This window comes from bacterium SCSIO 12643 (assembly GCA_024398135.1).
In the GTDB taxonomy this organism is placed as follows: domain Bacteria; phylum Bacteroidota; class Bacteroidia; order Flavobacteriales_G; family Salibacteraceae; genus CAJXZP01.
Genome location: CP073750.1, coordinates 3374119 through 3399601, shown reverse-complemented (window position 1 = coordinate 3399601; position 25483 = coordinate 3374119). Strand labels below are relative to the sequence as shown.

22 protein-coding genes are annotated in these 25483 nt (G+C 35.5%); 11 read left to right on the top strand and 11 right to left on the bottom strand.

What is annotated here, in order from left to right; all coding sequences use genetic code 11:
* Positions 1 to 32 precede the first annotated feature (32 nt).
* Positions 33 to 569 carry a hypothetical protein gene (locus tag KFE94_14915; protein ID UTW65930.1) on the bottom strand — a complete coding sequence of 179 codons (537 nt, stop codon included), beginning with the start codon at positions 567 to 569 and terminating at the stop codon, positions 33 to 35.
* A gap of 107 nt (positions 570 to 676) precedes the next feature.
* Entirely contained in the window at positions 677 to 4768 is a 4092-nt protein-coding gene (locus KFE94_14910) for a S8 family serine peptidase (GenBank protein ID UTW65929.1), read from the bottom strand.
* 257 nt (positions 4769 to 5025) lie between these two features.
* Between KFE94_14910 and KFE94_14905 the strand changes: the two genes are divergently transcribed.
* A complete protein-coding gene (locus tag KFE94_14905; protein ID UTW65928.1) occupies positions 5026 to 5172 on the top strand; it encodes a hypothetical protein in 147 nt (48 codons plus the stop codon).
* Between the two features lie 183 nt (positions 5173 to 5355).
* On the opposite strand, the gene yaaA is transcribed toward KFE94_14905, so the two are convergent.
* A complete protein-coding gene (gene yaaA, locus KFE94_14900) occupies positions 5356 to 6132 on the bottom strand; it encodes a peroxide stress protein YaaA (GenBank protein ID UTW65927.1) in 777 nt (258 codons plus the stop codon).
* Positions 6133 to 6233: 101 nt separating this feature from the next.
* On the opposite strand from yaaA, the gene KFE94_14895 reads away from it, so the two are divergent.
* A complete protein-coding gene (locus KFE94_14895) occupies positions 6234 to 7364 on the top strand; it encodes a twitch domain-containing radical SAM protein (GenBank protein ID UTW65926.1) in 1131 nt (376 codons plus the stop codon).
* On the opposite strand, the gene KFE94_14890 is transcribed toward KFE94_14895, so the two are convergent.
* The 6 genes from KFE94_14890 to tpx form a co-directional block, all read right to left on the bottom strand.
* Positions 7361 to 7597 (bottom strand): helix-turn-helix domain-containing protein, encoded by a 237-nt coding sequence (locus KFE94_14890; protein ID UTW65925.1) that lies wholly within the window; start codon positions 7595 to 7597, stop codon positions 7361 to 7363. The two genes, KFE94_14895 and KFE94_14890, sit on opposite strands and share 4 nt — an antisense overlap.
* 322 nt (positions 7598 to 7919) lie before the next feature.
* The gene (locus KFE94_14885; GenBank protein ID UTW65924.1) at positions 7920 to 9332 is read right to left on the bottom strand and encodes a DUF4301 family protein; all 1413 of its coding nucleotides are present in this window, start codon (positions 9330 to 9332) and stop codon (positions 7920 to 7922) included.
* Positions 9333 to 9351: 19 nt separating this feature from the next.
* Positions 9352 to 10122, bottom strand: a complete 771-nt coding sequence (locus KFE94_14880; GenBank protein ID UTW65923.1) for an energy transducer TonB — start codon at positions 10120 to 10122, stop codon at positions 9352 to 9354.
* A gap of 30 nt (positions 10123 to 10152) precedes the next feature.
* Positions 10153 to 12252 carry a WG repeat-containing protein gene (locus KFE94_14875; GenBank protein UTW65922.1) on the bottom strand — a complete coding sequence of 700 codons (2100 nt, stop codon included), beginning with the start codon at positions 12250 to 12252 and terminating at the stop codon, positions 10153 to 10155.
* A gap of 155 nt (positions 12253 to 12407) precedes the next feature.
* Entirely contained in the window at positions 12408 to 12986 is a 579-nt protein-coding gene (locus KFE94_14870) for a DUF4294 domain-containing protein (protein ID UTW65921.1), read from the bottom strand.
* A gap of 56 nt (positions 12987 to 13042) precedes the next feature.
* Positions 13043 to 13552: a thiol peroxidase gene (gene tpx / locus KFE94_14865; GenBank protein ID UTW65920.1), complete on the bottom strand. Its 510-nt coding sequence runs from the start codon at positions 13550 to 13552 to the stop codon at positions 13043 to 13045.
* Between the two features lie 191 nt (positions 13553 to 13743).
* On the opposite strand from tpx, the gene KFE94_14860 reads away from it, so the two are divergent.
* From KFE94_14860 to miaA, 7 genes are all read left to right on the top strand, one after another.
* Positions 13744 to 15069, top strand: coding sequence for a nodulation protein NfeD (locus KFE94_14860; GenBank protein UTW68290.1), 1326 nt, complete (start codon positions 13744 to 13746; stop codon positions 15067 to 15069).
* Between the two features lie 7 nt (positions 15070 to 15076).
* On the top strand, positions 15077 to 15268 hold the full coding sequence (locus tag KFE94_14855) for a hypothetical protein (protein UTW68316.1): 192 nt from the start codon (positions 15077 to 15079) through the stop codon (positions 15266 to 15268).
* Entirely contained in the window at positions 15265 to 16710 is a 1446-nt protein-coding gene (locus tag KFE94_14850) for a transporter substrate-binding domain-containing protein (GenBank protein UTW65919.1), read from the top strand. The genes KFE94_14855 and KFE94_14850 overlap by 4 nt, the downstream gene beginning before the upstream one ends.
* Positions 16711 to 16734: 24 nt before the next feature.
* On the top strand, positions 16735 to 17241 hold the full coding sequence (locus KFE94_14845) for a hypothetical protein (protein UTW65918.1): 507 nt from the start codon (positions 16735 to 16737) through the stop codon (positions 17239 to 17241).
* Between the two features lie 587 nt (positions 17242 to 17828).
* Positions 17829 to 19307: an HD domain-containing protein gene (locus tag KFE94_14840; GenBank protein UTW65917.1), complete on the top strand. Its 1479-nt coding sequence runs from the start codon at positions 17829 to 17831 to the stop codon at positions 19305 to 19307.
* 29 nt (positions 19308 to 19336) lie between these two features.
* Positions 19337 to 19882 carry a hypothetical protein gene (locus KFE94_14835; protein ID UTW65916.1) on the top strand — a complete coding sequence of 182 codons (546 nt, stop codon included), beginning with the start codon at positions 19337 to 19339 and terminating at the stop codon, positions 19880 to 19882.
* A 4-nt stretch (positions 19883 to 19886) separates the two neighbouring features.
* Positions 19887 to 20789 (top strand): tRNA (adenosine(37)-N6)-dimethylallyltransferase MiaA, encoded by a 903-nt coding sequence (gene miaA, locus KFE94_14830; protein UTW65915.1) that lies wholly within the window; start codon positions 19887 to 19889, stop codon positions 20787 to 20789.
* Position 20790: 1 nt separating this feature from the next.
* Here the strand turns inward: miaA and ade are convergent, their stop codons facing one another.
* Complete coding sequence (gene ade, locus KFE94_14825; protein UTW65914.1) at positions 20791 to 22422, bottom strand: adenine deaminase; 1632 nt, start codon at positions 22420 to 22422, stop codon at positions 20791 to 20793.
* 120 nt (positions 22423 to 22542) lie between these two features.
* Positions 22543 to 22947: a hypothetical protein gene (locus KFE94_14820; protein ID UTW65913.1), complete on the bottom strand. Its 405-nt coding sequence runs from the start codon at positions 22945 to 22947 to the stop codon at positions 22543 to 22545.
* A 159-nt stretch (positions 22948 to 23106) separates the two neighbouring features.
* Here KFE94_14820 and KFE94_14815 point away from each other — a divergent pair, with 159 nt between their 5' ends.
* Positions 23107 to 23736: a WbqC family protein gene (locus KFE94_14815; GenBank protein UTW65912.1), complete on the top strand. Its 630-nt coding sequence runs from the start codon at positions 23107 to 23109 to the stop codon at positions 23734 to 23736.
* A gap of 86 nt (positions 23737 to 23822) precedes the next feature.
* Positions 23823 to 25463: an acyl-CoA carboxylase subunit beta gene (locus KFE94_14810; GenBank protein UTW65911.1), complete on the top strand. Its 1641-nt coding sequence runs from the start codon at positions 23823 to 23825 to the stop codon at positions 25461 to 25463.
* The last annotated feature ends 20 nt before the right edge of the window (positions 25464 to 25483 follow it).

The window sequence follows — 25483 nt, the reverse complement described above, 5'->3', positions numbered from 1 at the left end:
AGGGATTTTTTAACTATTAAAATTAAATGTAATTAAACGCGAACTAAAGCTTCAATCTCCATAGAAATCACAAAATCAGCTTTCATTGGTTTGTTACTAATTACTCCAGTAACTCTTAAAGTAATTGAATTATTGTCCAATAATTTTTGTTCAATGGTTTTCTTTAATTCATTACTTACCGAAATTTCAGTGATATTCCCAGAATTCGCTAAAGCCTTAAAAGATATTAAGCCCATATCAATTGGCGCTCCAATAGCTGTATTTCCCTCATAAAACTGCGCCATTCCAGTTGCTGTAGTCGCATCATCACCGGTGAAAGAACTTACTCTATACGTCAACTTCTTAATGCCGTAACTAGAGATATTAGATAGGTTGTTTTTAAAATCACTGTCTGAAGCAGCATCGATTGTAAAGTCTTTGCTGAACGCATTAGGATCAGCATCAGTTACATCCAAAGTTACCTTTTCCTCAAATGTATTGCTAATCGCAAAATTTTCAATATTAGCAACTTTATCGCACCCGGTAAATGCAAATGCAGCAACTGCCAATAATAGTAATCCTTTTTTCATAATAGTGTTTGTTTATTAGGTTTATTATTTAATAACCACGAATTTACAATTTTTTTACGATTCTATAATTACTACCCGACTGCTGTTTTCAAATTTAAAATGTTGATTTACTGGATTACGACTCTCAGTTTATCCGAAAATTGATTTGATTTATAACTCAAAACATAAACACCTTTGCTCAAGCTTTTCAAATCAATCACATACTCCTGACGTCCTGAGTTTATCTCTACATCATCTCTATACACCTGGTTTCCTTTAATATCATATATCACAACTTCCCCTTCTCCGTTTTCAGCTCCATTCACTTGCAATGTTAATTGATCACTTGCAGGATTTGGATATACCAAAATACCGTAATCTGTTCTTCCTATACCAGTAACTCCAAGTGGGAAATTCTCAATTTTTTGTTTCAACACATGATCTCCACAACTATTTGTGGTTGTTAGTGTCACATCATAATACCCTATCGCAGCATATGTATGAACTGGATTGTCAAGAGTTGACGTATTCCCATCACCAAAGTCCCATAATGATGAAGCATAGTCCTGAGAAGTATTTGTGAACTCTACAGTATTGTTTGAAGAATTATAAACAGAAGTAAATGAAGACACTGGTAAATCAACTAATTGGATATCTAATGAAGTACTTTCAACCGTTCCGTTTACAGTCACAGATAACTGAATTGTTTTCATCCCTTTTGAGGAATACGTTACAGTATGCGGTCCAGCAGTCGATGCTGTTGCAGGATTTGCATCGGTCCCGAAGTTCCAGGTATAATTCGTTCCTCCAGTAATTGGTGTATTATTAATCGTTACCGCACCATCTGCAAAACAAGGCATCGTATCCGCCAAAATACCAATTCCATTCTCTATTACAGAGAAATGATCTATTGCAATATCACTTCTCCAACCACTTCCTGTTATTCCTCTAAATCTAATGGTAACCACACCTCCAACATATGATGATAAATCAATTTTCTGTTCCTTCCATAAATTGCCATTATCACCAGAAATCATTGGTACCACATCATTATTCCACGTATTATTTGCATATACATCAAAATGTAATTCTCCCATTTCCGCCCCGTTCATATGATACCATACAGACATTTCAGGGTGTGCTGAGTTCGTTAAATCAATACATGGAGAATACAATTGACTTTCCATTCCATCGCAACTACCTGATGCTTCCAGATATAAATATTTCCCAAACGATGTACCCGGAGCCTGGTCCATGGAAGGGCCTGTTCCTTGTGAAGGTGTAGTTCCATTATTAACTCGAAAATCAATATCATCATACACACCGTTTTCCACATTGGTCCACCCCGCAATTAATGGGCATTGTGTAAGACCACAATTATTCGTTGTGGCACAGTTGTTAAACGTTTCAAAATCCTCAATATATGGTAAGTTAATTGTTGTCCCTGAATACACTTCAAACGCATTCCTTACCGTATCATTTAATGGGTTTCCATCAGGAATGTCTTTCCATACGACCAGGCTATGCGCAATCGGAATAGATGGAATTGATATGGTTTGTGAAAAAGTAAAATCAACAGAATCCCCTGGAGAAATAGTACCTGTATATGTTTCACTATTTACTGCTGTCGCATTGAACTGATAGGACAAATCAACCGTGTTAACAGCTTGTGTTCCATTGTTTTTAAGTCTCACTTGAACATCTTGATTCGAAATGCTATAACAATCAAACAACGCATTACCGGATGGAGCTAATAAACTCAGTTCTATATCATCAGAAATTACACAATTCCAAACTCCAGGTGTTTTTTCAATGGCATAAGCTCTTTTCCCTACCACTCCATTTGCTTTAGCTCTTACACTCACCCAATAGGTGTTTAATGCAGAATAACCTGTTAAAACGGCACTAGTGGTCGAAACTGTTGTTACAGAATCCATGTATTTATTCCCCAATACACTTACTTCATACTCAGTGGCGCCACTAACGGGGTCCCAGGATAACTCAAACTCATTCGGACAAGAACTCACTACAGACAAATTGGTAGGTACACCGATCATATTAAAAGGCATCATAGATTGTCCGGTTACTCCATTTCTAGAAACTCGAATTAAAGCATCACCTGTAATCCACGCTGGAACCGTCCAATTATAATATCTTCTATCCGCATTGACTGAATTAGAAATTTGTGTCCATGAAACTCCATTATCCGTAGAATACTCTATTGTAAATGAATTTGTTCCAGATGGTGCATCCCATCTTATAGTTTCCATTGTTCCTGTTGCAAAATGCTCCCCACCAGTAGGGTAAGTTACAATAATATCTTCGGTGATAAATTCATAAATTATATAATATTTCTGTGGGCCTTGAGGTATTGACACACCACTTACTAATACATTGTAAGTACCTGAAGCGGGGTTATCCACCACAATTTGCTCCATATTATTCAAACTATCTGTACCGTATGTGGCGGGTAAATCCAAATTAGTCGGGTTTGGTGTTGGATCCAGAACATATGGGAACAGATATTGTTGATTAGGAGCAGGAGTTGCAATCCCCATATCTATATTATTTACCAAAGCCTGACTGGCCGATGCGCTTGCCTCGTAGTCATTCCAATATATCATGACCTTCATCTGTTTCACACCTGTTGGAACCACAATACTATGCTGATTCGATCCGGATTGGGAAATTGAATCCAGCATATACGTATTATTTTCGAATACTTCCAAAACTTTTCTGGCGTTCAAACGTCCCCAACCGAACTTAAAATCTGGACCTACATTACCCAAATCATCTGCGGTATTCAACATGGCACCTTTAATCAAAGCAGATGGAGGTGTAACTCCTCCATTCAATTCTCTATACGCATGCACCAAAGCACCATATGTTCCTGAAACTCCAGGTGCCGCCATAGATGTTCCGGTATTATTCACATATTGGTTATTCGGGAAACAAGAATATACTTGTGTCCCATTGGCACATATATCCGGTTTAATTCTACCATCACTCGCAGGACCTCTACTACTTGAGTTAGCTAATCCATCTGTAAAAGTGACATTACCAACAGCCAACACATTTTTTCCAGCTTTAATTCCACCTGTGATATTTCCCCATCCTGATCCTGCACCATATCCACAATCTGAAGAACCTGAATTTCCTGCGGAAAAGACATGCATTAAATTCGGCATGGTTCTCACTTGCTGATCTGCAGTTTGAGCAAACCCGGTATATCCTGCATTACACCCGTTTCCATATGATGTTGACGTCACCACAACTCCCGGATTAAAATAGGATGTTGGTGTACTATTCACTGCATCCCAAACATCATATACCTTAATGTCCGCACCCCATGCCATTCCGCGTGCATCCGGATCCACATTACCGGCTCCCATCATAATTCCGCCTACATGATCTCCGTGGTTTCCTGTGCTTGGTCCTGCTGAACTCTGATCCATCCTTCCTGCATAATCAATATGAGGTCCGAGTTCGCCATCATCTCCAATGGCCAACCAAACACCTTCTCCATTATAAGGAACATTATTAATCGTAGGATTAGAAATGTAATTGGTTCTATGATTGCTTTGCCCAACAACATCCTCAGGTACCGCCTCTGGGGCAATTGGCTCGATATATTTAACTAATGGATGTTTTGCCACTGCAATAACTTCATCTATATTAATCTCCACAGTTGTTAATGATGAAAACTCATAATGTCCTTTTATACTAGCTCCTAAACTTCTATAAAAACGATCCATTTCTTCACCCGAAATATCCGGATGGTGCTTTACCACCACTTGAATTTTTTTACCATTTAAAGCGTGCTCCGGATAACGTCCAATAGATAAATCGTAGCTCAATTTATGTTTTGGCTCAACAGCCAATACGCCATAAATATCATATGCATCTAAAACATCAACACCTACCCCCATTTTAATCTTAGATAGAAATGTATTGTGAGGTAAATAATCCAATAATTCTACACCTGCATGAAAAAGTTCACGCTTCATATCATTTGTTGGAATTGAATTAAAATTAAGTAACAAATAATAGTAACCATTGTACTTAGATTTTTCAAATTGCTTAAAATCCAAGTCTTTGATATTACTTTCAACAGTATAGTTTCCTGATTTTAACTTTAGCAGATGGTGATTATTTCCAAAAAGTTGAGTCGTAGCAAATAGAATAACGCCCAGCATTACCCCAGGTAAAAATTTATTCATCGAATATTTTGTTTTGATAGAGGGATGCAATCTACATTTTATTCATGATTTTACAAATTCTGTTTACGGTCATCAAAATAAATGACGTACAGGTTACATTTTGACCAAACATTTAAACGTTTCATCCAAAAAATCGCTTCGATTGTTAACATCCGTTAAAAACAGAACCCAATAGAAACTATATCCTTTTGATACTCGTAATGTATTGCAAAGAGTCAAATTAAATTAAAACATAAATCACTAAAACATTAGAAACTATGAAAAATTCAAAGAGTTCAATCACAGATACAATCAAAAAGAAAGTAAGAATTAGATTAGATCATAAAACGATCATCACATTAAAAGATATGACCAGGTTTGATTACTGGAAAAACTTATACCCAAACGCTGTAATAATTTCATAATAACGTGGATTGTATAATTCTAGGTTATGTTTTAGGTGAGGGCTGTCCTACCATTTAGGTAGGGCAGTTTTTTTAATATAAAACTACTCCCCTCACATATCATCTTAAAACCACCTAAAATCCGATTGTAGAGATTTTATGTTTAATGGATAAAGCTTCTAACAAATGTGTTAGGAGCTTTTTTTATTGCATTTCTTCTCTGGTAAAGACAATCTCTTTATCAGAACTTAAAAGATCATTGTAATAATATCCATCCTGATCGAACAACTTTAATTTTTCTGGCTCCTCAATCTTATTTTGAATGATCCATCTCGCCATTACACCTCTTGCACGCTTAGCAAAAAAAGAAATAACTTTATAGTTTCCATTTTTAGCATCTTTAAATACCGGAGTAATTATCGGATATTTAATTTTCCTTTCGTTTGCTGCTTTAAAGTATTCATTTGACGCCAGATTTATCAGATATTTCTGCTTATGACCTTCCAATTCATTATTAATCTCCTTTGCAATTTTATCTCCCCAAAACTCATACAAGTTCTTTTTTCTGGCCACCGGTAGTTTAGTTCCCATTTCCAATCTATAAGCCTGAATCAAATCCATAGGCTTTAAATATCCATACAAACCCGACAATATTCTAAGGTTCTCCTGTGCCTTATGGTACTCCTCATCGGTAAATGTTTCAGCTTCTAACCCCTGATACACATCACCTTTAAACATCAAAACAGCTTGCTTAACCATTTCCTCTGACGGCTCAGGTGACCACATTTGATAACGCTGATAATTCAAATCAGATAATTTCTCACTTAGAGACATTAAATTGGAGATTTTCTTTCTGGATAAAGTTTTCAGTTTTTTAATTAATCGTTCAGGTTCCGCATTAAACTTTGGATAAGACTTAATCTCAGATTCCACTTTTGTCTCTAAATCCAATGTCTTTGCCGGTGATATTACTGTAATCATTTTTGTCCTTTATGTTCCCTCCAAAAATAGAATTAATCAAAGAATAAAATTCTGGTCTAACTGAATTTATTACTGCTCTTATTTGTCTTTTATTTGCATTAATGGAGAACTCCAAACCATACTGTTTAATGCCATGGATTCATTTTCATGTAGGAGATAATGGATTAGCGAAAGCGTGTTGTGTTGCAAATATTCCTTTTGGAAATATCAACACTTCTCCTTTTGAGGATATTTGGAATGGAGAATCTATTCAAAAACTCAGATCCCGTTTTTTAAATGGTGAACCTGATAAAAGGTGTGCACAATGTGTAAATCTGGAAGCCGCTGGAGGAAAAAGTATCCGTCAGGAGACTTATGAAAAATTTGCTCATTTAGATATTTCATTAGACAGCCCTGTTCCCATTTACTTTGATATTCGTTTTTCGAATGTGTGTAACCTAAAATGTAGAACGTGTTGGCATGGAGCCAGTTCATCCTGGTTTGAGGATGCAAAAAAGCTAAAAACTCAAAAAGGACAAAAAGCCGTAATCCAAAACATTCAGGATTTTCATCGTTTCATAGCCGAACTTGGGACTTACTTACGGAATGCAAAGGAGATTTATTTTGCTGGTGGAGAACCTTTGGTAACTGAAGAACATTATCTTCTTCTTAATTGGCTTATAGAACAGCGTCAAACTAAAGTTAAACTCAGATACAATACCAATTTCACGTTCTTAAAATACAAACAGCATGATGTGCTTGAATTATGGCAAAATTTTGAATCCGTAGAAGTTATGGCTAGTCTGGATGCTATAGGCCCTCTAAGCACCTATATAAGAAGCGGGAGTAAATGGAATAAAGTTATCCAAAACTTTAATCGCATTCAATCTATTCCCAATATTCAATTCAAAATTTCACCCACAATTTCTGTTTTAAATATTCAAAGCATCACAGATTTAATCTCATACACTCTTGATAATCACATGATTTCAGAAAAAGGTCTTTACATCAATATTTTAGAGCGTCCTATACATTATAACATCCAAATTCTTCCGCATTCGAAAAAGGAACAGATTGATCAAAAAATCAAAACATATATTTCTTCCCTATCATCAAAAAGAATCCAGGATCAACTACAAGAAATATTACAATACATGTGGGCTCAGGACTTATCCACGCACTGGGAAAAATTTCATCTCCAAAATGGTAAAATTGACCACATTAGAGAAGAAACTTTTCCTTTATTTAGTTAACGAACAATTTTCATTACGGGAGTAAAACTCTCAATTTCTAAATACCCACGTTTTATGGCTTCTTTAACCATTCCCACCATTGTGGTTACATCCCATTTTTCCATGATTTTTTGTTTCATAGTACTAACTGTACTGGAATGAATGTTTAATGCTGCGCATATTTCTTTTTGGGTGTACTCCGCCAACATTAATTTTAAAACTTGACGTTCTCTAAGGCTCAGTTGTCTCTGCATTTGCATTGATTTTGTGGTTTATTAAAGGGTTGTAAACTACTTATGCAGTTTACTTCATACTAGGATTTAAGCTGCAAAAAAATTATTGCAATTAATATTTTACTATTTACACAGATTTTAGAGTTATTCTAACTCAAAACACTTCGGGTATCAAAATTTTCATTAATCTAGGGTGTTTAATTTTTCAATACAATCATCATTTATTTAAACGGTTAAACCTCTTTTAGGGTTGGTCAAACAGCTGCAAATATAACATGATTTTCTATATTTTATTGCATCACATTTTAATAAAAACTAAATTAAAATGTGATGCAATAACTCACTAAGCCTGATGCGCTTCAGCAAGCAAATCATTTACCGTTTTAACAGGATGAAAAGTTGATACCGGGACCTCTACAAATACGGTATTCCAATTCGCCATAGCCCCATTCCAAAGGCCCGGATGTTCTAAAACCTTAATCTCTTTTCCCATATAAGATTTTGACGCCACAAAGAAGGTCTCTGGATCAATAAAATCGGCTAAATTAAATTTGTGACCTTTATAATCTTTTATTCCACAGACTAAATCTACCGGATTAAAATGTGTCGCATTCTCTAACATTGCCAGTACTTCAGGTTTATCCAAATTCATTTGCGCACTTTCTACAATTTGAACAGAATCATCCACCCAAAATGGGCCTCCTCCAGCTTTTCCTTCATTCTTAACCATACCGCATACACGAATTGGTCTATTTAATTTTTGAAATATTTCTTCTTGATTAGCACTTACATCTACATTCAATTCCTCTCTGATAAAATCTGCCATTTCACTTAAACGATCCGATAATACTTCTTGAGTTTCTAATTCATTTAAATATTTAAAAACAGTAGTTTGAAGTTCTATCAATTTAGCCCCAAGTGCTTTTTTATATTTAATTATTTCCGGCTGCTTTTCTTCTCTTACGATATTGTCGATGTTCTTTACATAAATCACATCAGCGTCCATTTGATTCAAATTATGAATCAAAGAACCATGCCCACCTGGTCTTAACAGTAAGTCTCCATTTTCTTGATACACTAACTTGTTATCAACATCCAAAGCTACAGTATCGGTACTTTTAAGCTGCGTTGAATAACTAATGTTAATTTTAGTCTCCAACTTTTCCTCATATTTCGAAAGCACTTTATTTAAGTGTTCCTGAACAATTTCTTTGTGCTCTTCAGAAATTGTGAAATGAAAATCAACAAGATTATTTGACTTCGCATACGCAACACCTTCTACCAGTTGTTCATCTATTGACTTTCTAACCTCATTAGGGTACTTATGAAAATCAATCATTGCCTTAGGGAGGTTACCATAATTTAAACCTTCACTTCCAAGTACTTTATTTACAATTTGCTCAGCAGAATCATGATCTGTAATATTTAGTGCTTCATAGAAAGCAAAACCTTGAATACGATCTAAGAATTCTTTTAGCAATCCAGAATTGTGGTCACCCTCATATAAGTGCTTAAACATTCTTGTTGCCGCCCCAGAAGCTGGAGTAAATCTACATATTGTTTTACCATTAATCATACCCTCATAGCCATCTACTAATCGATTTAATTCAGCATCAGATAAGGCGCTAATTCCATCTCCTACTGTGCAAGGTCTTTTTAGATTTAATTCTTTAGGTCCGTTTTTTAAATTCTCTACTTGTTGATCTATCACTTGTTCTGAAATAGCCAACTCTGCAATATTTAATTTATCACTCATTTGTTAGGTTTATTCTACTCTACTGTTCCAAAAATCTATAGGTAATACTCCCCTTTTGTATTTTGGTTGCCGTTGATTTTCGGTTAAACTTTGTATTCTTTGCTCCTTTTAAAGCTGCCTCAATCAAACATGGATCGGAAGTTTTGGTTGATTCCTCATCCAGTTTTGCAGAGACTACATATCCATCTTGATTTACTGCTATATTCACTACAACGACTCCTCCGTACTGGCACATATATACCGGTACTTGAAGATGTGTGTCAAATCTGTTTTTTAGTTTATAGGTAATATTCGTATTTCCTTTATATGCCGATTCTGACCTTGGTTTTTGTTCAGGGACCTTATCCAATTCTTTATTTTTCTTAGCATCTAATAAATCATCTATTTGCTCCTGTGTATACCCATAACCAGCATCTCTTTGTTCCTGAATAACCTGCTCTTCCAGGGCTTTTAGCTCTTCTGCCAATTGCTTTTCAAAATTCTCTTTGCTTGTTGAACTTGGCTCTCTATTATACTCATTATAATCTCCTTTTTCAACATTATCAGGAGCAGCTTCATTTACAGCTTTGTTAGAGTTATTATCTGTTTGTTTTGACTGCTGCTGATCCTCCTCACGTTCTTCTTTGATTTCTTCTTCAGGCTTATACTCCGGGAAATCGATTACCAACACGTGCTCCGTTTCTATTTTCGGACTCGGTAAATACACATACATCGCGATGTATAAAAATAGAAAGTGGAACAAAACCGTACCCAGTAACCCAAACTTATGACGTTCCAAAAATCTCAACATGCCTTCTCTTCATTCCTACCAGGAACTAAACTATTCTTCTTTGTAAATTACTTTTCCAGAACTCAGTAAAAACAATTCCATCTTATCTTCCTTTTCAAATGACAAAATCTGCTCACCACTTTGATTCACCTGATCAAATTCTACTGGTACTATTACCTCATTAGCGTAGTTTACCAGTCCCTTTTTACCTGCCTTTTCTACCAAAATATAGTTACTATCCAATTGCTCAATTTTATCAAATCCAAATGGTAGAATAAACTCATTATTAGTATTAATTAAAGCTTGAGCCGTATCATTCTCTACCACCGCATAACCATACTTAAAATTGTAAGCATATCTATAGTCATAAGGTATCGATAATTCAATTTCACTATTGGCAAATCCCCACTTACCTGTTTTGTTTACCGGAGTCAATAAAGAGTCGTAAATACCCACATCTAAGAATATTGCAGGAAATACACGTTTTCCATCTACATCAATAATACCTACTTTACCTCTTGATTTTATACGTGCATAGCCATTATAATAACTGCTATAATTCATTGTAGTTTCTTCAAACGGATATTCGCCTTTAAAAGCTACTTCACCTTTACCATTAATGTACTGATACTTATCTCCTTTAACAGCTATCGCGCGGTCATCTACAAACGAACTAATTTGATCATATTCAAACGGCAATAAAGTATCACCAGATGCAGAAATCAATCCATAAAGCATTCCTTTCTTTATTACATATTGATTACTATCCGGAATAATTCTTTCATAAACAGGTTGCAACAATGGTTGTCCTAAAACATTAATAACCCCATATTGATCATTCTGCTGAATGATTGCTTTATTGTTTTTAAAATCAAAAGCCGATTGGTAAATAAACGGGATCTTCTCCTCACCTTTTTCATTAAAGTACCCATATTTTCCATCCACACCTGCATAAATCAATCCTTGAGAAAACTCACCTATTTCATCATAAATAATTGGAATGACGGTATCTCCCATATAATTAATCACGCCATACTTTTCTTCCAATTCAACGATAGCTAAGTCATCTTCAAACTGTACCGCATCATCAAATAAATGCGGGAATATTAAACCTCCCCTCTTATTGATAAAAACCGTCTTTCCTAAAAAACCCACTATTGATTTACCTTCGTTAAACGAAGAAACCCAGGTATACTGCGGTTTAATTTTCCAATTTCCTACTGTATCCACAAATCCCCATAAATCTCCTTTTTTTGCAGGAACAAACATCGTTTTAGACAACTCCAAATCTTCTTTTAGCTTATCTTGATTCGGATATTCCGGATAATCAATAATAAACTCAGATATTGCTGCTGTAGTGAACTTACTGGTCTTACACTTATATAAATAATTCCAGGCATCATTAAAATGCTTATTCTCCGGATTCTCTTTGATAAACTTCTCATAGGACTCAGGTTTCTTATCCATCGTATAAATTCTATATACCTCATCCTGCGCATCAACAACATATGGATTGTCTGTTTTATTCTTAATAAATACCTGATAGCTGTAAGCATCATCTTTCCTGGTCAACTTCTGGTATTCTAATAATTGGAAACTCTTCTTAGCTGCGGGAAAATCAATGGCGTTTGGATAATTCTTCATGTAGATTTCCCACTCTTCCATTGTATTGATATCCAAAGCTCTTATATATGCCAGATGATTTCTCAATTTCTCGGCTTCTTCATACTCATTCGATGTAGGGTGATCATCCATAAATTCCTGAAATGACTCTACAGAATTTGAATCTACCGCTCTATCAAAAAAATAAGGCGCCAGCTTTACCTTTTCCGCATTAATAGTCGAAGGGTTTATCTCCAAACCTGTTAGTTCCACTAACTCTTTCTCAGGTGTCGATTTATAAGCTTTGTCACAAATTGAAATGTACTTATATGCCGTATCCACATTGAAAAACGGACTTTTTTCAGCTCCATATACTTTGCACAAACCAAATGCAGATCCAGCAGGTTGCTTTTCTAAACTCTTCTCAAAATATTCTTTTGCTTTAAAATAATCGAACTGCAAAAGTGCCTCAAATCCCTTTTCCAATTTACCAGCAAATACAGGAATTGAAATCATAGCAAGGGCAAATACGATAATATTTTTATACATATAATGTATCATTTTTTGGATATACAAACATAAAGGAAATGCACGTTTTATACCACACTCGTCAGGCTTATTTAATCAAATGAAATCGTTTAAAACCAGTCTTTTTACGATACGGCTGTCAACATTCCAAGTCAATTTAAATCCTGATCGTCTTATTAAATCTTAATTAACCCAGCTTCTATTCGTTTTACAATAAACTCTATATCACGATCTGCACCATCGGGATCATATTCAGACTTTAAATTATGTCCAAATACACGTGCCAATCCCTGCCAGAAAAATGCAGAAAATTTCCCTCTCAATTCTGTAACTAACGTATAGGATGTGTTTCCCGTTTCACGATCAAGCAACTTAATTAAAATACGTCCTTCAGATACGGTAAGCTTACGAAGTTCACCTTCGTATTCGTCTTTAATTTCTTGCTCGATTCTTTTATAGAACTTTCTTTTTTCTTTTTCAGATTCAACTTTTTCCAATTGTTTAGCATAATCCTCCAATTTTTGCGCAGCTAAATGTGCAAACGGATATACTTTAACAACTTTCTTTTCTAATCGTTTGAATCTATTATAGTCAGCTCTGGATTTCCAGGTTCTTTTCGCTGATATCTGGAAAGAAGAAAGGGTAATCTCCGGAACGGTATCTCCATCAATCACCCTTGCATGTACCGTTGTCCCGTTTTGACCTAAAACCAAAAACGGAAAAATGCTAAATATTATGATTATCAATAATTTCATATTACAAACAACCCGATAAAGTTACGTTTATTTTATGAAATTTCGTAATCTTTATCTTAAATCAGTTCGTCAACTTTGGCTAGAACATTTGCATAATCCGGCTCCTCTAAAATATCATTAGCCATTTCTGTATGAACGACATTATTATCCTTATCTAATACAAAAACAACTCTGGCCAACAAACCTTTCAAAGCACCCTCTACCATTTCTGTTCCAAACTCTTTTCCAAAATCTCCATAACGGTAGTCCGAAAAAGTCATAATATTCTGAATTCCTTCAGAATCACAAAAACGCTTAGAAGCAAACGGCAAATCTTTAGAGATAATTAATCCCATCACCCCATCTCTTTTACCAAGCTCTTCATTAAATTTTCTTGCTTCAGCCTGACATACTCCAGTATCTAAACTTGGAACCGAGATCAATACTTTCACATTGGCCTCAATGTCATATAAACTCACTTCATTCAAATCTCTAGATACGAATGTTACATCTTCCGCTACCACTCCTGGCTCCACTACATCATCAATTAATTGAACCGGAAACCCTTTTAGATTTATTCTATCCATCTTTAATTTATCTAATATTTTCTATTACCTATTTCAATTTCAGGAGCCCAAAATTAAACTTTTTTCTTCCTACAAATTAGGTCTCCATTATATCAAATCGTTACATCACTATAAATAAACTTTGCAGATATCTCTGCCCTGATTTTCCCGTTATTGACTTACTTTTATCGCTCGTGAAACTGTACCGCAACATATTATTATTTAGTTTATTCATCCTAAATGGGTTGCTTTCATTTGCTTCAAATGATTCTTCTATTGTTTATGTTTTTGATATCAAAGAAGAAATTGCACAACCTATCTGGCATAACTTCCAAAAAGCAATTGACGCAGCCAAAGAAAATAATGCCGATTATCTGATGATTGAACTAGACACTTATGGAGGTACGGTAGATATGGCAGATTCAATACGGACAGCTATATTACATAGTCCTATTCCGGTTTATATTCTGATCGACAACAATGCAGCGTCTGCCGGAGCTTTGATTTCAATCGCATGTGATAAAATTTATATGATTCCAGGTTCTACAATAGGAGCCGCTACAGTTGTTACACAAGAAGGAGTAAAAGCTCCAGATAAAATCCAATCTTATTTTCGTAGTAAAATGCGTGCGACCGCGGAAGTTAAGGGCCGAAATCCAGATATTGCTGAGGCTATGGTTGACGAGGATCTTGAAATTGAAGGAATCACTAAAAAGGGCAAGTTACTTACTTTCACCGTATCCGAGGCGCTAACTCATGGATATTGTGATAAAGAGGTCAACAACCTACAGGAAGTACTGGTTGATAACAATCTCCAAAATGCACAAATCATTCATCACAAATTATCTTCTATCGATAAAATCATTAGCTTTTTAATTCATCCAATGATCAGCGGCTTTTTAATCATGATCATGATTGGTGGCATTTACTTTGAGTTGCAATCGCCAGGAATTGGATTTCCAATTGCAGCAGCATTTATTGGAGCTTTACTCTTTTTCGCACCACTTTACATAGAAGGAATGGCTCAAAACTGGGAAATTGTAATTTTTGTTATTGGTATCGTTGCGTTAGCTGTAGAAATATTAATTATCCCTGGAACCGGAATCACAGGTATTCTTGGCATTATTATGATCATGACAGGACTTACATTGAGCATGGTTAAAAATATTGATTTTGACTTTTCTATGGTTGAATTAGATGGTATTTTACTCTCATTCTCTGTGGTATTGATGGCGACTCTTTTTATGGCTATTCTATCCATTATTCTATTACCCAAAATGCTCTCATCTGGTAGATTAGATAAATTGGTTCTGAGATCAAGTCAGGAAGTAGAAGATGGTTATAGTAGTGTAGATCAGTCATTAAATAAAATGGTTGGTATTTCGGGTATTACCATATCCGACTTAAGACCATCAGGAAAAATTGAAATAGAATCTCAACATTACGATGCTTTTTCAGTTGGCACTTATATCGATAAAGGAGAACAAATTGAAGTTATTGGAACCGAAGGTCCACAATTATTAGTTAGAAAAATTTAAATAGAACATGGCATTCACTGAAGGGCAATTATATTTCGCTATCGCATTTTTTATTGCATTTGTAATCGTTATGATTTTCGCATATAGAAGTGACATCAAAAACTTGGGAGTTCACTCAAAAGGAGCTTTATCTGTATTGGGTGTAATTGTTTTAGTAATGATTATCTTCTACGCGACAGTAAAACTATTAGCGTCTTGATAAAATCTTTAAAAACCATATTCATTTTATGTTGTATTGCCTTTATATTTTCATGTAGCGGTGAAACTGATCGGAATACTTCTCAAAAAATTACTACGCAACCTGAAGGAATTTCCCTTGATAGTATTCTCGCCCGTGGTAAAATCATAGCCATAACAAATAATACACCAACCAGCTATTTCATATATAAGGGCAAACCCATGGGGTATCAATATGAACTACTAAATCGGTTTGCCAGAAGTTTGAACGTTGGATTAGAAATCAGAATTATTCCTTCTATTCCTGACGCCATAGACTCTTTAGAACTCAAAAAAGCAGATATTCTTGCTTCCGGACTTACCATTCTTGGAGACCGCAAAAAAAGAGTAGATTTTTCAAACCCAATTACTCAAACGCATCAGGTTTTAATTCAAAAAAAACCTGAGGGTTATGCTTCTATGTCATCAAAAAAATTGGATGATCATGTACTACGTGATGTAACCCAACTGGCAGGGAAAGAAGTTTATGTGGAAGAAGGTTCCGCGTATTTCGATAGAATTATCAGTCTACAAAATGAAATTGGAGATAGTATTCGGGTACTCACCTACTCTGGAAGCATTGATATTGATAGTTTAATGTCAATGGTCAGTTCCGGAAAAATCAAATACGCTATTACTGAAGAGTATACCGCAAAATTTTTTCAACGCTATTATCCCGATTTAGATATTAAAACTCCAGTAAGTTTCAACCAGAATATTGCCTGGGCTGTTCCAAAAAATTCTAATGCATTATTGGATACCATTAACCATTGGATCGCAGATAACAAAAACAAAACCAGCTGGGCATTCATTTACAACAAATATTTCAAGCACAATAAAAACATGAACACTAAAGCATTTAGTGGTTATAACCTTGAAAATGGTAAAATCTCCCCATATGACGCCATAATCAAACAAAATGCGCAAAAAATAGGATGGGATTGGAAATTAGTGGCAGCTCAGATTAGCGTGGAATCTGGTTTTCAAAACGACAAAGAATCATGGGCCGGAGCCCAAGGGTTAATGCAAATCATGCCAGCTACAGCGGCTTATTTGAATTCACACGATAGCAACATGGTCAATCCACAAAAGAACATTGAACTTGGTGTTCGACTTAATGGTAGACTTTATGATTATTGGAAAGAAATTATCCCTGACTCCATTCAAGCCATTAAATTTACTTTGGCTTCATATAATATTGGTAAAGGTCATGTATTGGATGCACAGCGACTTGCAAAAGAAAATGGCTTGAACGCTCTTATATGGGATCAAAATGTAGCCCAAATGATTACGCGGTTATCTCAGAAGGAGTATTATAGAGATCCAGTGGTGAGACATGGCTACTGTAGAGGTTTTGAAGCATATAATTATGTCAATAAAATATTCTCACTTTATCAAAATTACCTAAATTTCGACTCCCTGTAACAATCAATATCAAATCAACCATTCATGTCCGATCATTTAAGACCGCGTTTTAGATACTATGTTCCAACTCCACCCAAAGAGCTAGCTGAACAGTTTAAAGCTATTTTTAAAGATCCGGAACGTAAATTCATTGGTACAGCTTTAAAATATCATGTGGTCGTTGACTTTCCTGAAAAAGACCGACATTTCTGGTCGCCACAACTTGATCTTAATTTAGAGAAATATGAAAAAGGGACTTTAATTAGAGGTCTTATTGGCCCCAGACCAAACGTATGGACTGTATTTATGTTTTTTAATGCGATCGCTGGAGTTTTAGGTATTGGAGGAACCATCATTGGAGTAGGTCAATGGAGTATGGAAAACCCTCCACTTGCACTCTGGCTACTACCTATCAGTATCATCATTTTTAGCGTAGTTTATTTTGCCGGAAAAACAGGAAAAAAAATAGCACATCCTGAAAGCGTTGAGCTGCATGAGTTTCTCATTCAAAATCTGCGGGATTATACTGAACTGGAGTTAGATGAATTATAATTTAACATTATCAAATCTTTAAAATCCTGACCAAATAATCGATTATATACTTTCAATTTTTGACCCAATAGCGTAAACTGGAATCCATTTTATTTGGTTTATGCTAAAACCAAAGCACCATACATTAATAAAATTTCCCTACACACACACTAAACAACTAATAATTTTGTAATTCCATATTCGGGACAAACCTAATTTTACCAAATGTTTAAAATTATTGACCATATATTTAAAACATGAACCCGAAATAAGTGCGTTATTTGTAAGGCAATTACCAGTAAAGATTAATCAAATTTTACGTTTTAGGGGTTTGATAGATTAATTTTCAATGGTTTAGTTTGTTAGGTTCAAAAGAGGAGCTTGTTACTCCTCTTTTTTTATGCATTGTATTTAACCTTTAAAAATTAATCTATCCGTAATGTATTATTCATTGAAATATTATTCTGTTGCATTTCAATAACCGTACCATTTCAATTTCAAATATGACCTAACCTCAATTTTAATTATCATACTCGGTGATTCTTTCTAATTAATAAACTACTCGTAAGCTTTGTGTTTGCTTAATTTTGCACTCATTAAAGATGTATATGAGTACCAATCAACCATATTTTAAATTTGATGAAGACAAGTACCAACAAATAAAAAACGTTGGTATTGATCAACTTACGGAAACACATCCAATTTTTAAACCTGTAGTTCAGGCTGGAAAGAATCTAAAAATAGATTCATATGTCATTGGTGGCTGGGTGCGTGATTTATTATTAAATCGTAATTCTAAGGACGTTGATATTGTGACTCCGCAAAATGGAATAGAATTGGCTAAGGAAACAGCTAAAGTTCTCCATCATAAGAAAGTCAATATTTTTAAAAATTTCGGCACTGCGATGATCAAGTCCAAAGAAATGGAATATGAATTTGTTGGTGCACGTAAGGAAAGTTATGATTTCAATTCCAGAAAACCTTATGTATCTCCGGGTACTTTAACTGATGATCAAAAGCGAAGAGATTTTACCATTAACACTCTTTCAATTGGATTAAGTGGTGAAAAAGAAGGTCAGTTAATTGATCCTTTCAACGGAATTGATGATTTAAGAAATGGCATTTTAAGGACTCCTCTAGATCCCATTAAAACATATTCTGATGATCCATTAAGAATGATGCGAGCTATTCGCTTTGCATCTCAATTGGGGTTTAAGATTGATAAAAACTCGTTTCAGGCAATAACTTCCCAAAAAGAACGCATCCATATTATCTCAAAAGAACGAATCAATGTCGAATTGGGAAAGATCATGTTATCCTCTAAACCTTCTATTGGTTTATTGCTTCTGGAAAAAACCGGTCTACTTAAGATTCTTATTCCTGAACTAACAGCGTTAAAGGGAGTTACCGAAGAAGAGGGACAAACGCATAAAGAAAATTTTTATCATACATTAGAAGTGGTAGATAACATCTCGGAAAACACAGATAATATTTGGCTGAGATACGCTGCTTTATTTCATGATATAGGAAAAGCACCAACTAAAAAGTTCGATAAAAAAGTGGGATTCACATTTCATGGACATGAGGCTGTAGGTGCAAAAATGATCACCAAAATTTTTAGACGTTTAAAACTCCCTCTGGATCATAAACTTCAATACGTAAAAAAGCTGGTTTATTTAAGTTCCAGACCTATTGCTCTCGTGAATGACGATGTAAGTGATTCTGGAGTCCGAAGATTACTTTTTGATGCTGGAGATGATATTGATGATTTGATGACCTTATGTGATGCAGACATCACCTCAAAAAATCCGTATCGCGTACGCAAGTATCGTCAAAACTTTGTGCGTGTCCGTAGCAAAATGAAAGAGGTAGAGGAAAGAGATCGCATCACAAATTTTCAACCTCCAATTACCGGTGAAGAAATCATGAAAACATTCGGTCTACAACCCTGTAGAGAAATTGGTACGATTAAAACACAAATAAAAGATGCTATCCTTGAAGGAGACATCAGTAACGATAAACAAGAAGCTTTTCAATTAATGCTTAAATTAGGGGAACAAATTGGCCTAAAAGTCGTAAAAGGCTAATACATTTGTTTTGAAAACTAAAATTACCAATGAGTACAACATTAAGACTAAGAGTTCTGGTCGATACAGAAGGAGAAAACAATATATTTAGGGATATTGAAATGCCTGCTTCTGCCAATTTTGAAGAATTGCATCTGGCCATTCAGGAGCACTTTAATTTTGACAACTCCCAAATGGCTTCATTTTATGAATCGGATGATTCATGGGAGCGTGGTGACGAAATTATGCTGATGGATATGAGCATGGACGATAAGCAAAAGGTTCGTTTAATGCGTGATACCTTGCTTCAGGATATCCTATCTAAGCCAGGAGAGAAAATGTTGTACATCTTCGACTTCTTACTGATGTGGACCTTCTTCGTTGAAGTAGTTTCTGTAGGTGAGTTCTCTTCAGATACAGAATATCCAAACGTTTTATTATCAGTAGGTGATGCTCCAGATCAAAACTCAAAATCAGCTGAGGATTTATTTGGTGCCATGAAATCCGAGATGATGCCTGATTCTGATGATGATGAAAATCCTTTTGGGGACATCGATCTAGATTTGGATTTAGATAATAACTTTCCTTCATACTAGATTTTTGAAACAGCTTATAGTTATAACCGGAGCAACAGCTTGTGGTAAAACATCTGTAAGCGTTGAAATTGCAAAAAAACTAGGAACAGAGGTTATTTCTTGTGATTCCAGACAATTCTATAAAGAAATGTCGATTGGAACAGCGAAACCTACCAAAGAAGAAATGGATGGGGTGAAACATCATTTTGTGGACTCCCACTCTATTCAGGAAGAAGTTAACGCAGGTAAATTCGAGAACCTTGTTCTACCATTACTGAGCGAACTATTCGAAAAATATGATTCTGTTATCCTTACTGGAGGTTCGGGACTATTTATTGATGCCGTAGTTAATGGCTTTGATCAGATGCCTTCCGTGGATCCTGAGACCAGGAAAGAATTAAATACCACATTTGAGCAACAGGGAATAGCACCTCTATTTGAACAACTTCAAAAACTCGATCCTGAATATGCTCAAATTGTAGATGCTCAAAATCCCAAACGTATCATCCGAGCTTTAGAGGTTTGTTTAAGTACCCATAAAACTTATACTGAGCTTCGAACGGGAAAAAAAGCTTTACGACCATTCCGTACTATCAAATTTGTTCTCGATCATCCAAGACAAAAACTCTACGCAAGAATCAACACCAGGGTTGATCTTATGCTTGATATGGGACTTGAAGAGGAATGTCGAAATTTAATTCCATTTAAACACCTCAATGCGCTCCAAACTGTAGGATACAAAGAGTTTTTCGATTATTTCGAGCACAAAACTGATCGCGACACAACCATTGAATTGATTAAACGAAATTCAAGAAGATACGCAAAAAGACAGCTCACATGGTTTAGGCGTGACCCTGCATATCATTGGATAGAAGCTCATGATGTATCCGGGATTATGGAATTAATCGAATCTGATCAAAAATCTTAGCTTAAGCGATAACATCTGTAAACTCAAACTTATCTCCATCAAATAATCCCTTATCACTAAGTTTTAAAGACGGAATTACCAGTAGAGCCATAAATGACAATGACATATATGGTGCTCTCAAAGGACTCCCAAGCGCTTTCGCCATTAATGATAACTCGTGATATTCCTGCGCTACAGTTTCTGCAGATTGATCAGACATAATACCTGCAACCGGCAGAGATAAACTCTTTTCAACCTTACCATCAACTATTGATAACCCACCTTTATTTTCGATTATCAGATTAATCGATCTAACAATAGCGTCATCGCTAGTACCTACAGCAATAATGTTATGGGAATCATGAGCAACTGATGAAGCGATAGCGCCTCTTTTTAATCCAAAGTTTTGAATAAAAGCCACGGCAGGTTTATGTTGTTCATATCGATTTACTACAACCATTTTAAGCACATCTTCGTCTGTATTTGATTCGAGCTTCCCTTCTTTCAAAACAGCATTTCCGGTAATCTTGTTTGTCACCAACTCACCGTCTAAAACTTCAATCACATTTACCTTTTCCGTTGATGACGAAAGCTCAATATCATTTAATTGAATTGGTGAAATTCCAAATTTATTTACAGTTTCAACTGGTACACTTTTAATGAATGATTTCCCATTCTCCGCGACTTTTCTACCCTTTACCCAAACCGATATGACATCAAACTCTTCCAGGTTGTTCACTTCTATAAAATCTGCTAAATCTCCTTCTCTTAGCTGGCCTACTTCAAGTTTATAATGATCTACCGGATTAATACAAGCCATTTGCAACACCTTAAAAACATCCTTTCCCCTACGAACGGATTCAGCAACCAATTCGTTGATGTGTCCCTTCTGTAAATCATCCGGATGTTTATCATCCGAACAGAACATCATTGACGCATAATATTTATCAATCAACCCAAATAACGCTTCAAAATTTCTTGCTGCACTCCCCTGTCTGATTTGAACTTTCATGCCCAATTTCAACTTATCTATGGCCTCCTCTTCCGTAAAACATTCGTGATCGGTCGAAATTCCGGCTTCAATATATTTTTGAGCTTGCTCGCCCTTTAATCCTGGTGCATGACCATCTACAGGTTTATTATATTTTTTTGCCAAATCAATTTTAGCAGTTACATCTTGATCCTGATGCAAAACACCAGGCCAATTCATCATTTCTGATAAATACTTCACCTCATCCATTTTCAATAACTCTTCAACGTCCTGAACATTCAATTCAGCTCCTGCGGTCTCAAATGGTGTTGCAGGTACGCATGGTGATGCGCCAAAATAAAAATGAAAAGGAACTTCTTTTCCATTATTGATCATATACTTCACGCCATCTATACCTAAAACATTAGCGATTTCATGTGGATCAGAAACCGTAGCAACAGTTCCATGTGGCACTGCCAACCTTGCAAACTCTGAAGGTACCAACATGGAAGACTCAATGTGAATATGCGCATCAATAAAACCAGGTAAAACATAGGTATCAAATTGTTCCGATGACTTCCTAATTTCCTTAATCCTGTCCCCAACAACTTCTATTTCTGCACCATAAATTTTTCGATTACGGATATCTACAATATTTGCCTTGATCACCTTTTGATACTTCATCGTTATGCTTTAAAACTCGAATATATATTTATTTCATACTAAAACCGGAAACTTTCCAATGTTCACTTCATAAAAAAGCCCCTATCTCTCAATAGGGGCCTAAAACTTAAAGAGTTAATTTTAAAAATGTTTATGATTGAAATCTAAAAAGTTCTTTTTTAAATCCGCATATATTCTTTCAAATGTTTCGAATTCGTCTCTTAAACTGTTATATTCATTGATAATCTCATCGTTATTCTTGATCTCTCCATCAACCGAATTTCTTGTGATGCTTTTTCTATTTTGTCTTACTCTCTTGTTCAAAATATCTAATACCTCATTTTGGCGAATAAATTGATTTTGAAAATGTTCGAGTTCACGTAAAGCCTCTTGTTCGGATAATCTAACCACATCCTGTTCTAATCTGTGATCAAAGATTTCAAGTTCATTTCTGTAGAACTTCATTTCATTATCCCATAATTCATGATCAAAACTTAAGTCTTTTACATAAACTCTTTTTTCGACTGGCAACACTTCACTGCTCATAACTATATAATTTTTGTTTAGCATCAGAGACCATAAAAATCAAGTTCTACAGGCTCTAAAACGCTCTTGATTTAACTTTTATTTCACTTACTAATTTACATCATTTTAAGGTTGTTGAAACATGATTTTGATTAGTTTTACCGCATTATTTTATTCAGTATGACACCTGATTCTTCTCATATTTTTCCTCTTTTATATGCCGGTCCAATTTCGTATTATTCCTATTGGGTAAAATTCGATCGATTTATAGATGCACATGAGAATTTTCAAAAGCAAACTTTTAGAAATAGAGCAAAAATTTATGGCGCCAATGGACCTATAACATTAACCGTTCCTGTTAAGTCAGGGTCTCAAAAGATTAAAATAACTGATGTAGAAATTTCAAATATCGAATCCTGGCAAAGAGATCACTGGAAAACATTGGTATCTGCATATCAAGCCTCTCCATTTTTCGAATATTACGCGTTTCTTTTAGAACCTATCTTTCAGAAAAGATACGATTCATTATGGAAATTCAACATGGATATCCATCATGTTATTTTACGATGTCTACAATTACCTGTTCAAGAACAATTTACGCACTCTTTTCATCCAATAGATCGAAATGATTTAAGAGCGATATATACCTCAAAGAAGCCTCATCCACAATCCACTACATTTCCTAAATACCAACAAGTTTTTTCATACGACAAACCATTTATTTCGGATCTTTCCATTTTTGATGCGCTATTCAATCTTGGACCTGAAACGGAGGATTACTTATTAAAACTAAACCTAAGCTTCACATAAGCGTTTAATTTTAGATTTTACCTCCAGTTTTTCTCTTTACATCCCACTCAATACACGTATATTTGGGGCACATAAGTATCTCGGATATGACTAAAAAAGAAGAACTAGAATTTAATAAAAACGAAGACCGAAATAAACTTAAAGTTTCCAAGCTTAACCAAAAATTAGAAAAGGTTTACTTAGGTGGTGGACAAAAACGTATTGATAAACAACATGCTCAGGGCAAACTCACCGCAAGAGAACGTGTTGAATATTTATTAGACGACAATGCTCCGCAAATTGAAATTGGCGCTTTTGCTGGAGATGAAATGTATCCGGAATACGGAGGTTGTCCTGCCGGAGGTGTAATCGTAAAGATTGGTTATGTTGCTGGTAAAGAATGTATCGTTGTTGCAAATGATGCTACAGTAAAAGCAGGTGCATGGTTTCCAATTACAGGTAAGAAAAACTTGAGAGCTCAGGAAATTGCGATGGAAAATAATCTACCTATTATTTACCTGGTAGATAGCGCAGGAGTTTTCTTACCGATGCAAGACGAAATTTTCCCGGACAAAGAGCATTTCGGGCGTATTTTCAGAAACAATGCGAAAATGTCTAGCATGGGAATTACACAAATCGCTGCTGTCATGGGTTCTTGCGTTGCCGGTGGAGCTTATCTACCGATCATGAGTGACGAAGCTTTAATTGTAGATAAAACAGGTACTATTTTCTTAGCAGGCTCATACCTCGTAAAAGCGGCTATTGGTGAAGATATTGATAATGAAACTTTAGGAGGTGGTACAACACATAGCGAAATTTCCGGAGTTGTAGATTATAAATGTGCGGATGATCAGGATGCCTTGGATCGCATCAAAAGAATGATGGATAAAATTGGAGCAAGTGAAAAAGCTGGTTTTAATAGAAAAGAATCTGCCGAACCACAATTTGATCCAAACGAAATTTTTGGAATTCTACCGGAAAGTAATGCCAAACCATATCAAATGCGTGAAATCATTAAACGTTTGGTAGACAACTCTGAATTTGACGAGTATAAAGAAGGTTATGGTAAAAGTATTGTCACCGGTTACGCCAGAATTGATGGGTGGGCTGTAGGTATTGTAGCCAACCAGAGAGAAATGGTAAAAAGTAAAAAAGGTGAAATGCAATTTGGTGGTGTTATTTATTCTGATTCTGCCGACAAAGCTGCTCGTTTTATTATGAACTGTAACCAAAAGAAAATTCCTTTAGTTTTCTTACAGGACGTGACAGGTTTTATGGTAGGTTCTAGATCAGAACACGGTGGGATCATTAAAGACGGTGCAAAACTGGTAAATGCTATGGCTAATTCAGTTGTTCCTAAATTTACAATTGTTGTCGGTAACTCTTATGGTGCAGGTAACTATGCAATGTGCGGTAAAGCTTATGACCCTAGACTTATTGTGGGATGGCCATCTGCCCAGGTAGCCGTTATGGGAGGCGCTCAAGCTGCAAAAGTTTTATTACAAATCGAAGTAAGTAGCAAAAAAGCCAAAGGCGAAGAACTATCAAAAGAAGATGAGGAAGCATTGTTTAACAAAATCAAACAACGCTACGATAACCAAACGACACCATATTATGCGGCAAGCAGATTATGGTTAGATGCTATTATTAACCCATTAGATACCAGAAAATGGGTTTCTATGGGGATTGAAATGGCCAATCATAAACCTATTACAGAAAGATATAACGTTGGAGTTATTCAAACGTAAAATGCTAAACTAACAGTGAG

What these genes read in the sequence shown, in the direction of transcription:
- KFE94_14915 (UTW65930.1), bottom strand. Translation starts at nt 569, where the DNA reads ATGAAAAAAGGATTACTATTATTGGCAGTTGCTGCATTTGCATTTACC.
- KFE94_14910 (UTW65929.1), bottom strand. Translation starts at nt 4,768, where the DNA reads ATGAATAAATTTTTACCTGGGGTAATGCTGGGCGTTATTCTATTTGCT.
- KFE94_14905 (UTW65928.1), top strand. Translation starts at nt 5,026, where the DNA reads ATGAAAAATTCAAAGAGTTCAATCACAGATACAATCAAAAAGAAAGTA.
- yaaA (UTW65927.1), bottom strand. Translation starts at nt 6,132, where the DNA reads ATGATTACAGTAATATCACCGGCAAAGACATTGGATTTAGAGACAAAA.
- KFE94_14895 (UTW65926.1), top strand. Translation starts at nt 6,234, where the DNA reads ATGGAGAACTCCAAACCATACTGTTTAATGCCATGGATTCATTTTCAT.
- KFE94_14890 (UTW65925.1), bottom strand. Translation starts at nt 7,597, where the DNA reads ATGCAGAGACAACTGAGCCTTAGAGAACGTCAAGTTTTAAAATTAATG.
- KFE94_14885 (UTW65924.1), bottom strand. Translation starts at nt 9,332, where the DNA reads ATGAGTGATAAATTAAATATTGCAGAGTTGGCTATTTCAGAACAAGTG.
- KFE94_14880 (UTW65923.1), bottom strand. Translation starts at nt 10,122, where the DNA reads ATGTTGAGATTTTTGGAACGTCATAAGTTTGGGTTACTGGGTACGGTT.
- KFE94_14875 (UTW65922.1), bottom strand. Translation starts at nt 12,252, where the DNA reads ATGTATAAAAATATTATCGTATTTGCCCTTGCTATGATTTCAATTCCT.
- KFE94_14870 (UTW65921.1), bottom strand. Translation starts at nt 12,986, where the DNA reads ATGAAATTATTGATAATCATAATATTTAGCATTTTTCCGTTTTTGGTT.
- tpx (UTW65920.1), bottom strand. Translation starts at nt 13,552, where the DNA reads ATGGATAGAATAAATCTAAAAGGGTTTCCGGTTCAATTAATTGATGAT.
- KFE94_14855 (UTW68316.1), top strand. Translation starts at nt 15,077, where the DNA reads ATGGCATTCACTGAAGGGCAATTATATTTCGCTATCGCATTTTTTATT.
- KFE94_14845 (UTW65918.1), top strand. Translation starts at nt 16,735, where the DNA reads ATGTCCGATCATTTAAGACCGCGTTTTAGATACTATGTTCCAACTCCA.
- KFE94_14840 (UTW65917.1), top strand. Translation starts at nt 17,829, where the DNA reads ATGAGTACCAATCAACCATATTTTAAATTTGATGAAGACAAGTACCAA.
- KFE94_14835 (UTW65916.1), top strand. Translation starts at nt 19,337, where the DNA reads ATGAGTACAACATTAAGACTAAGAGTTCTGGTCGATACAGAAGGAGAA.
- ade (UTW65914.1), bottom strand. Translation starts at nt 22,422, where the DNA reads ATGAAGTATCAAAAGGTGATCAAGGCAAATATTGTAGATATCCGTAAT.
- KFE94_14820 (UTW65913.1), bottom strand. Translation starts at nt 22,947, where the DNA reads ATGAGCAGTGAAGTGTTGCCAGTCGAAAAAAGAGTTTATGTAAAAGAC.
- KFE94_14815 (UTW65912.1), top strand. Translation starts at nt 23,107, where the DNA reads ATGACACCTGATTCTTCTCATATTTTTCCTCTTTTATATGCCGGTCCA.
- KFE94_14810 (UTW65911.1), top strand. Translation starts at nt 23,823, where the DNA reads ATGACTAAAAAAGAAGAACTAGAATTTAATAAAAACGAAGACCGAAAT.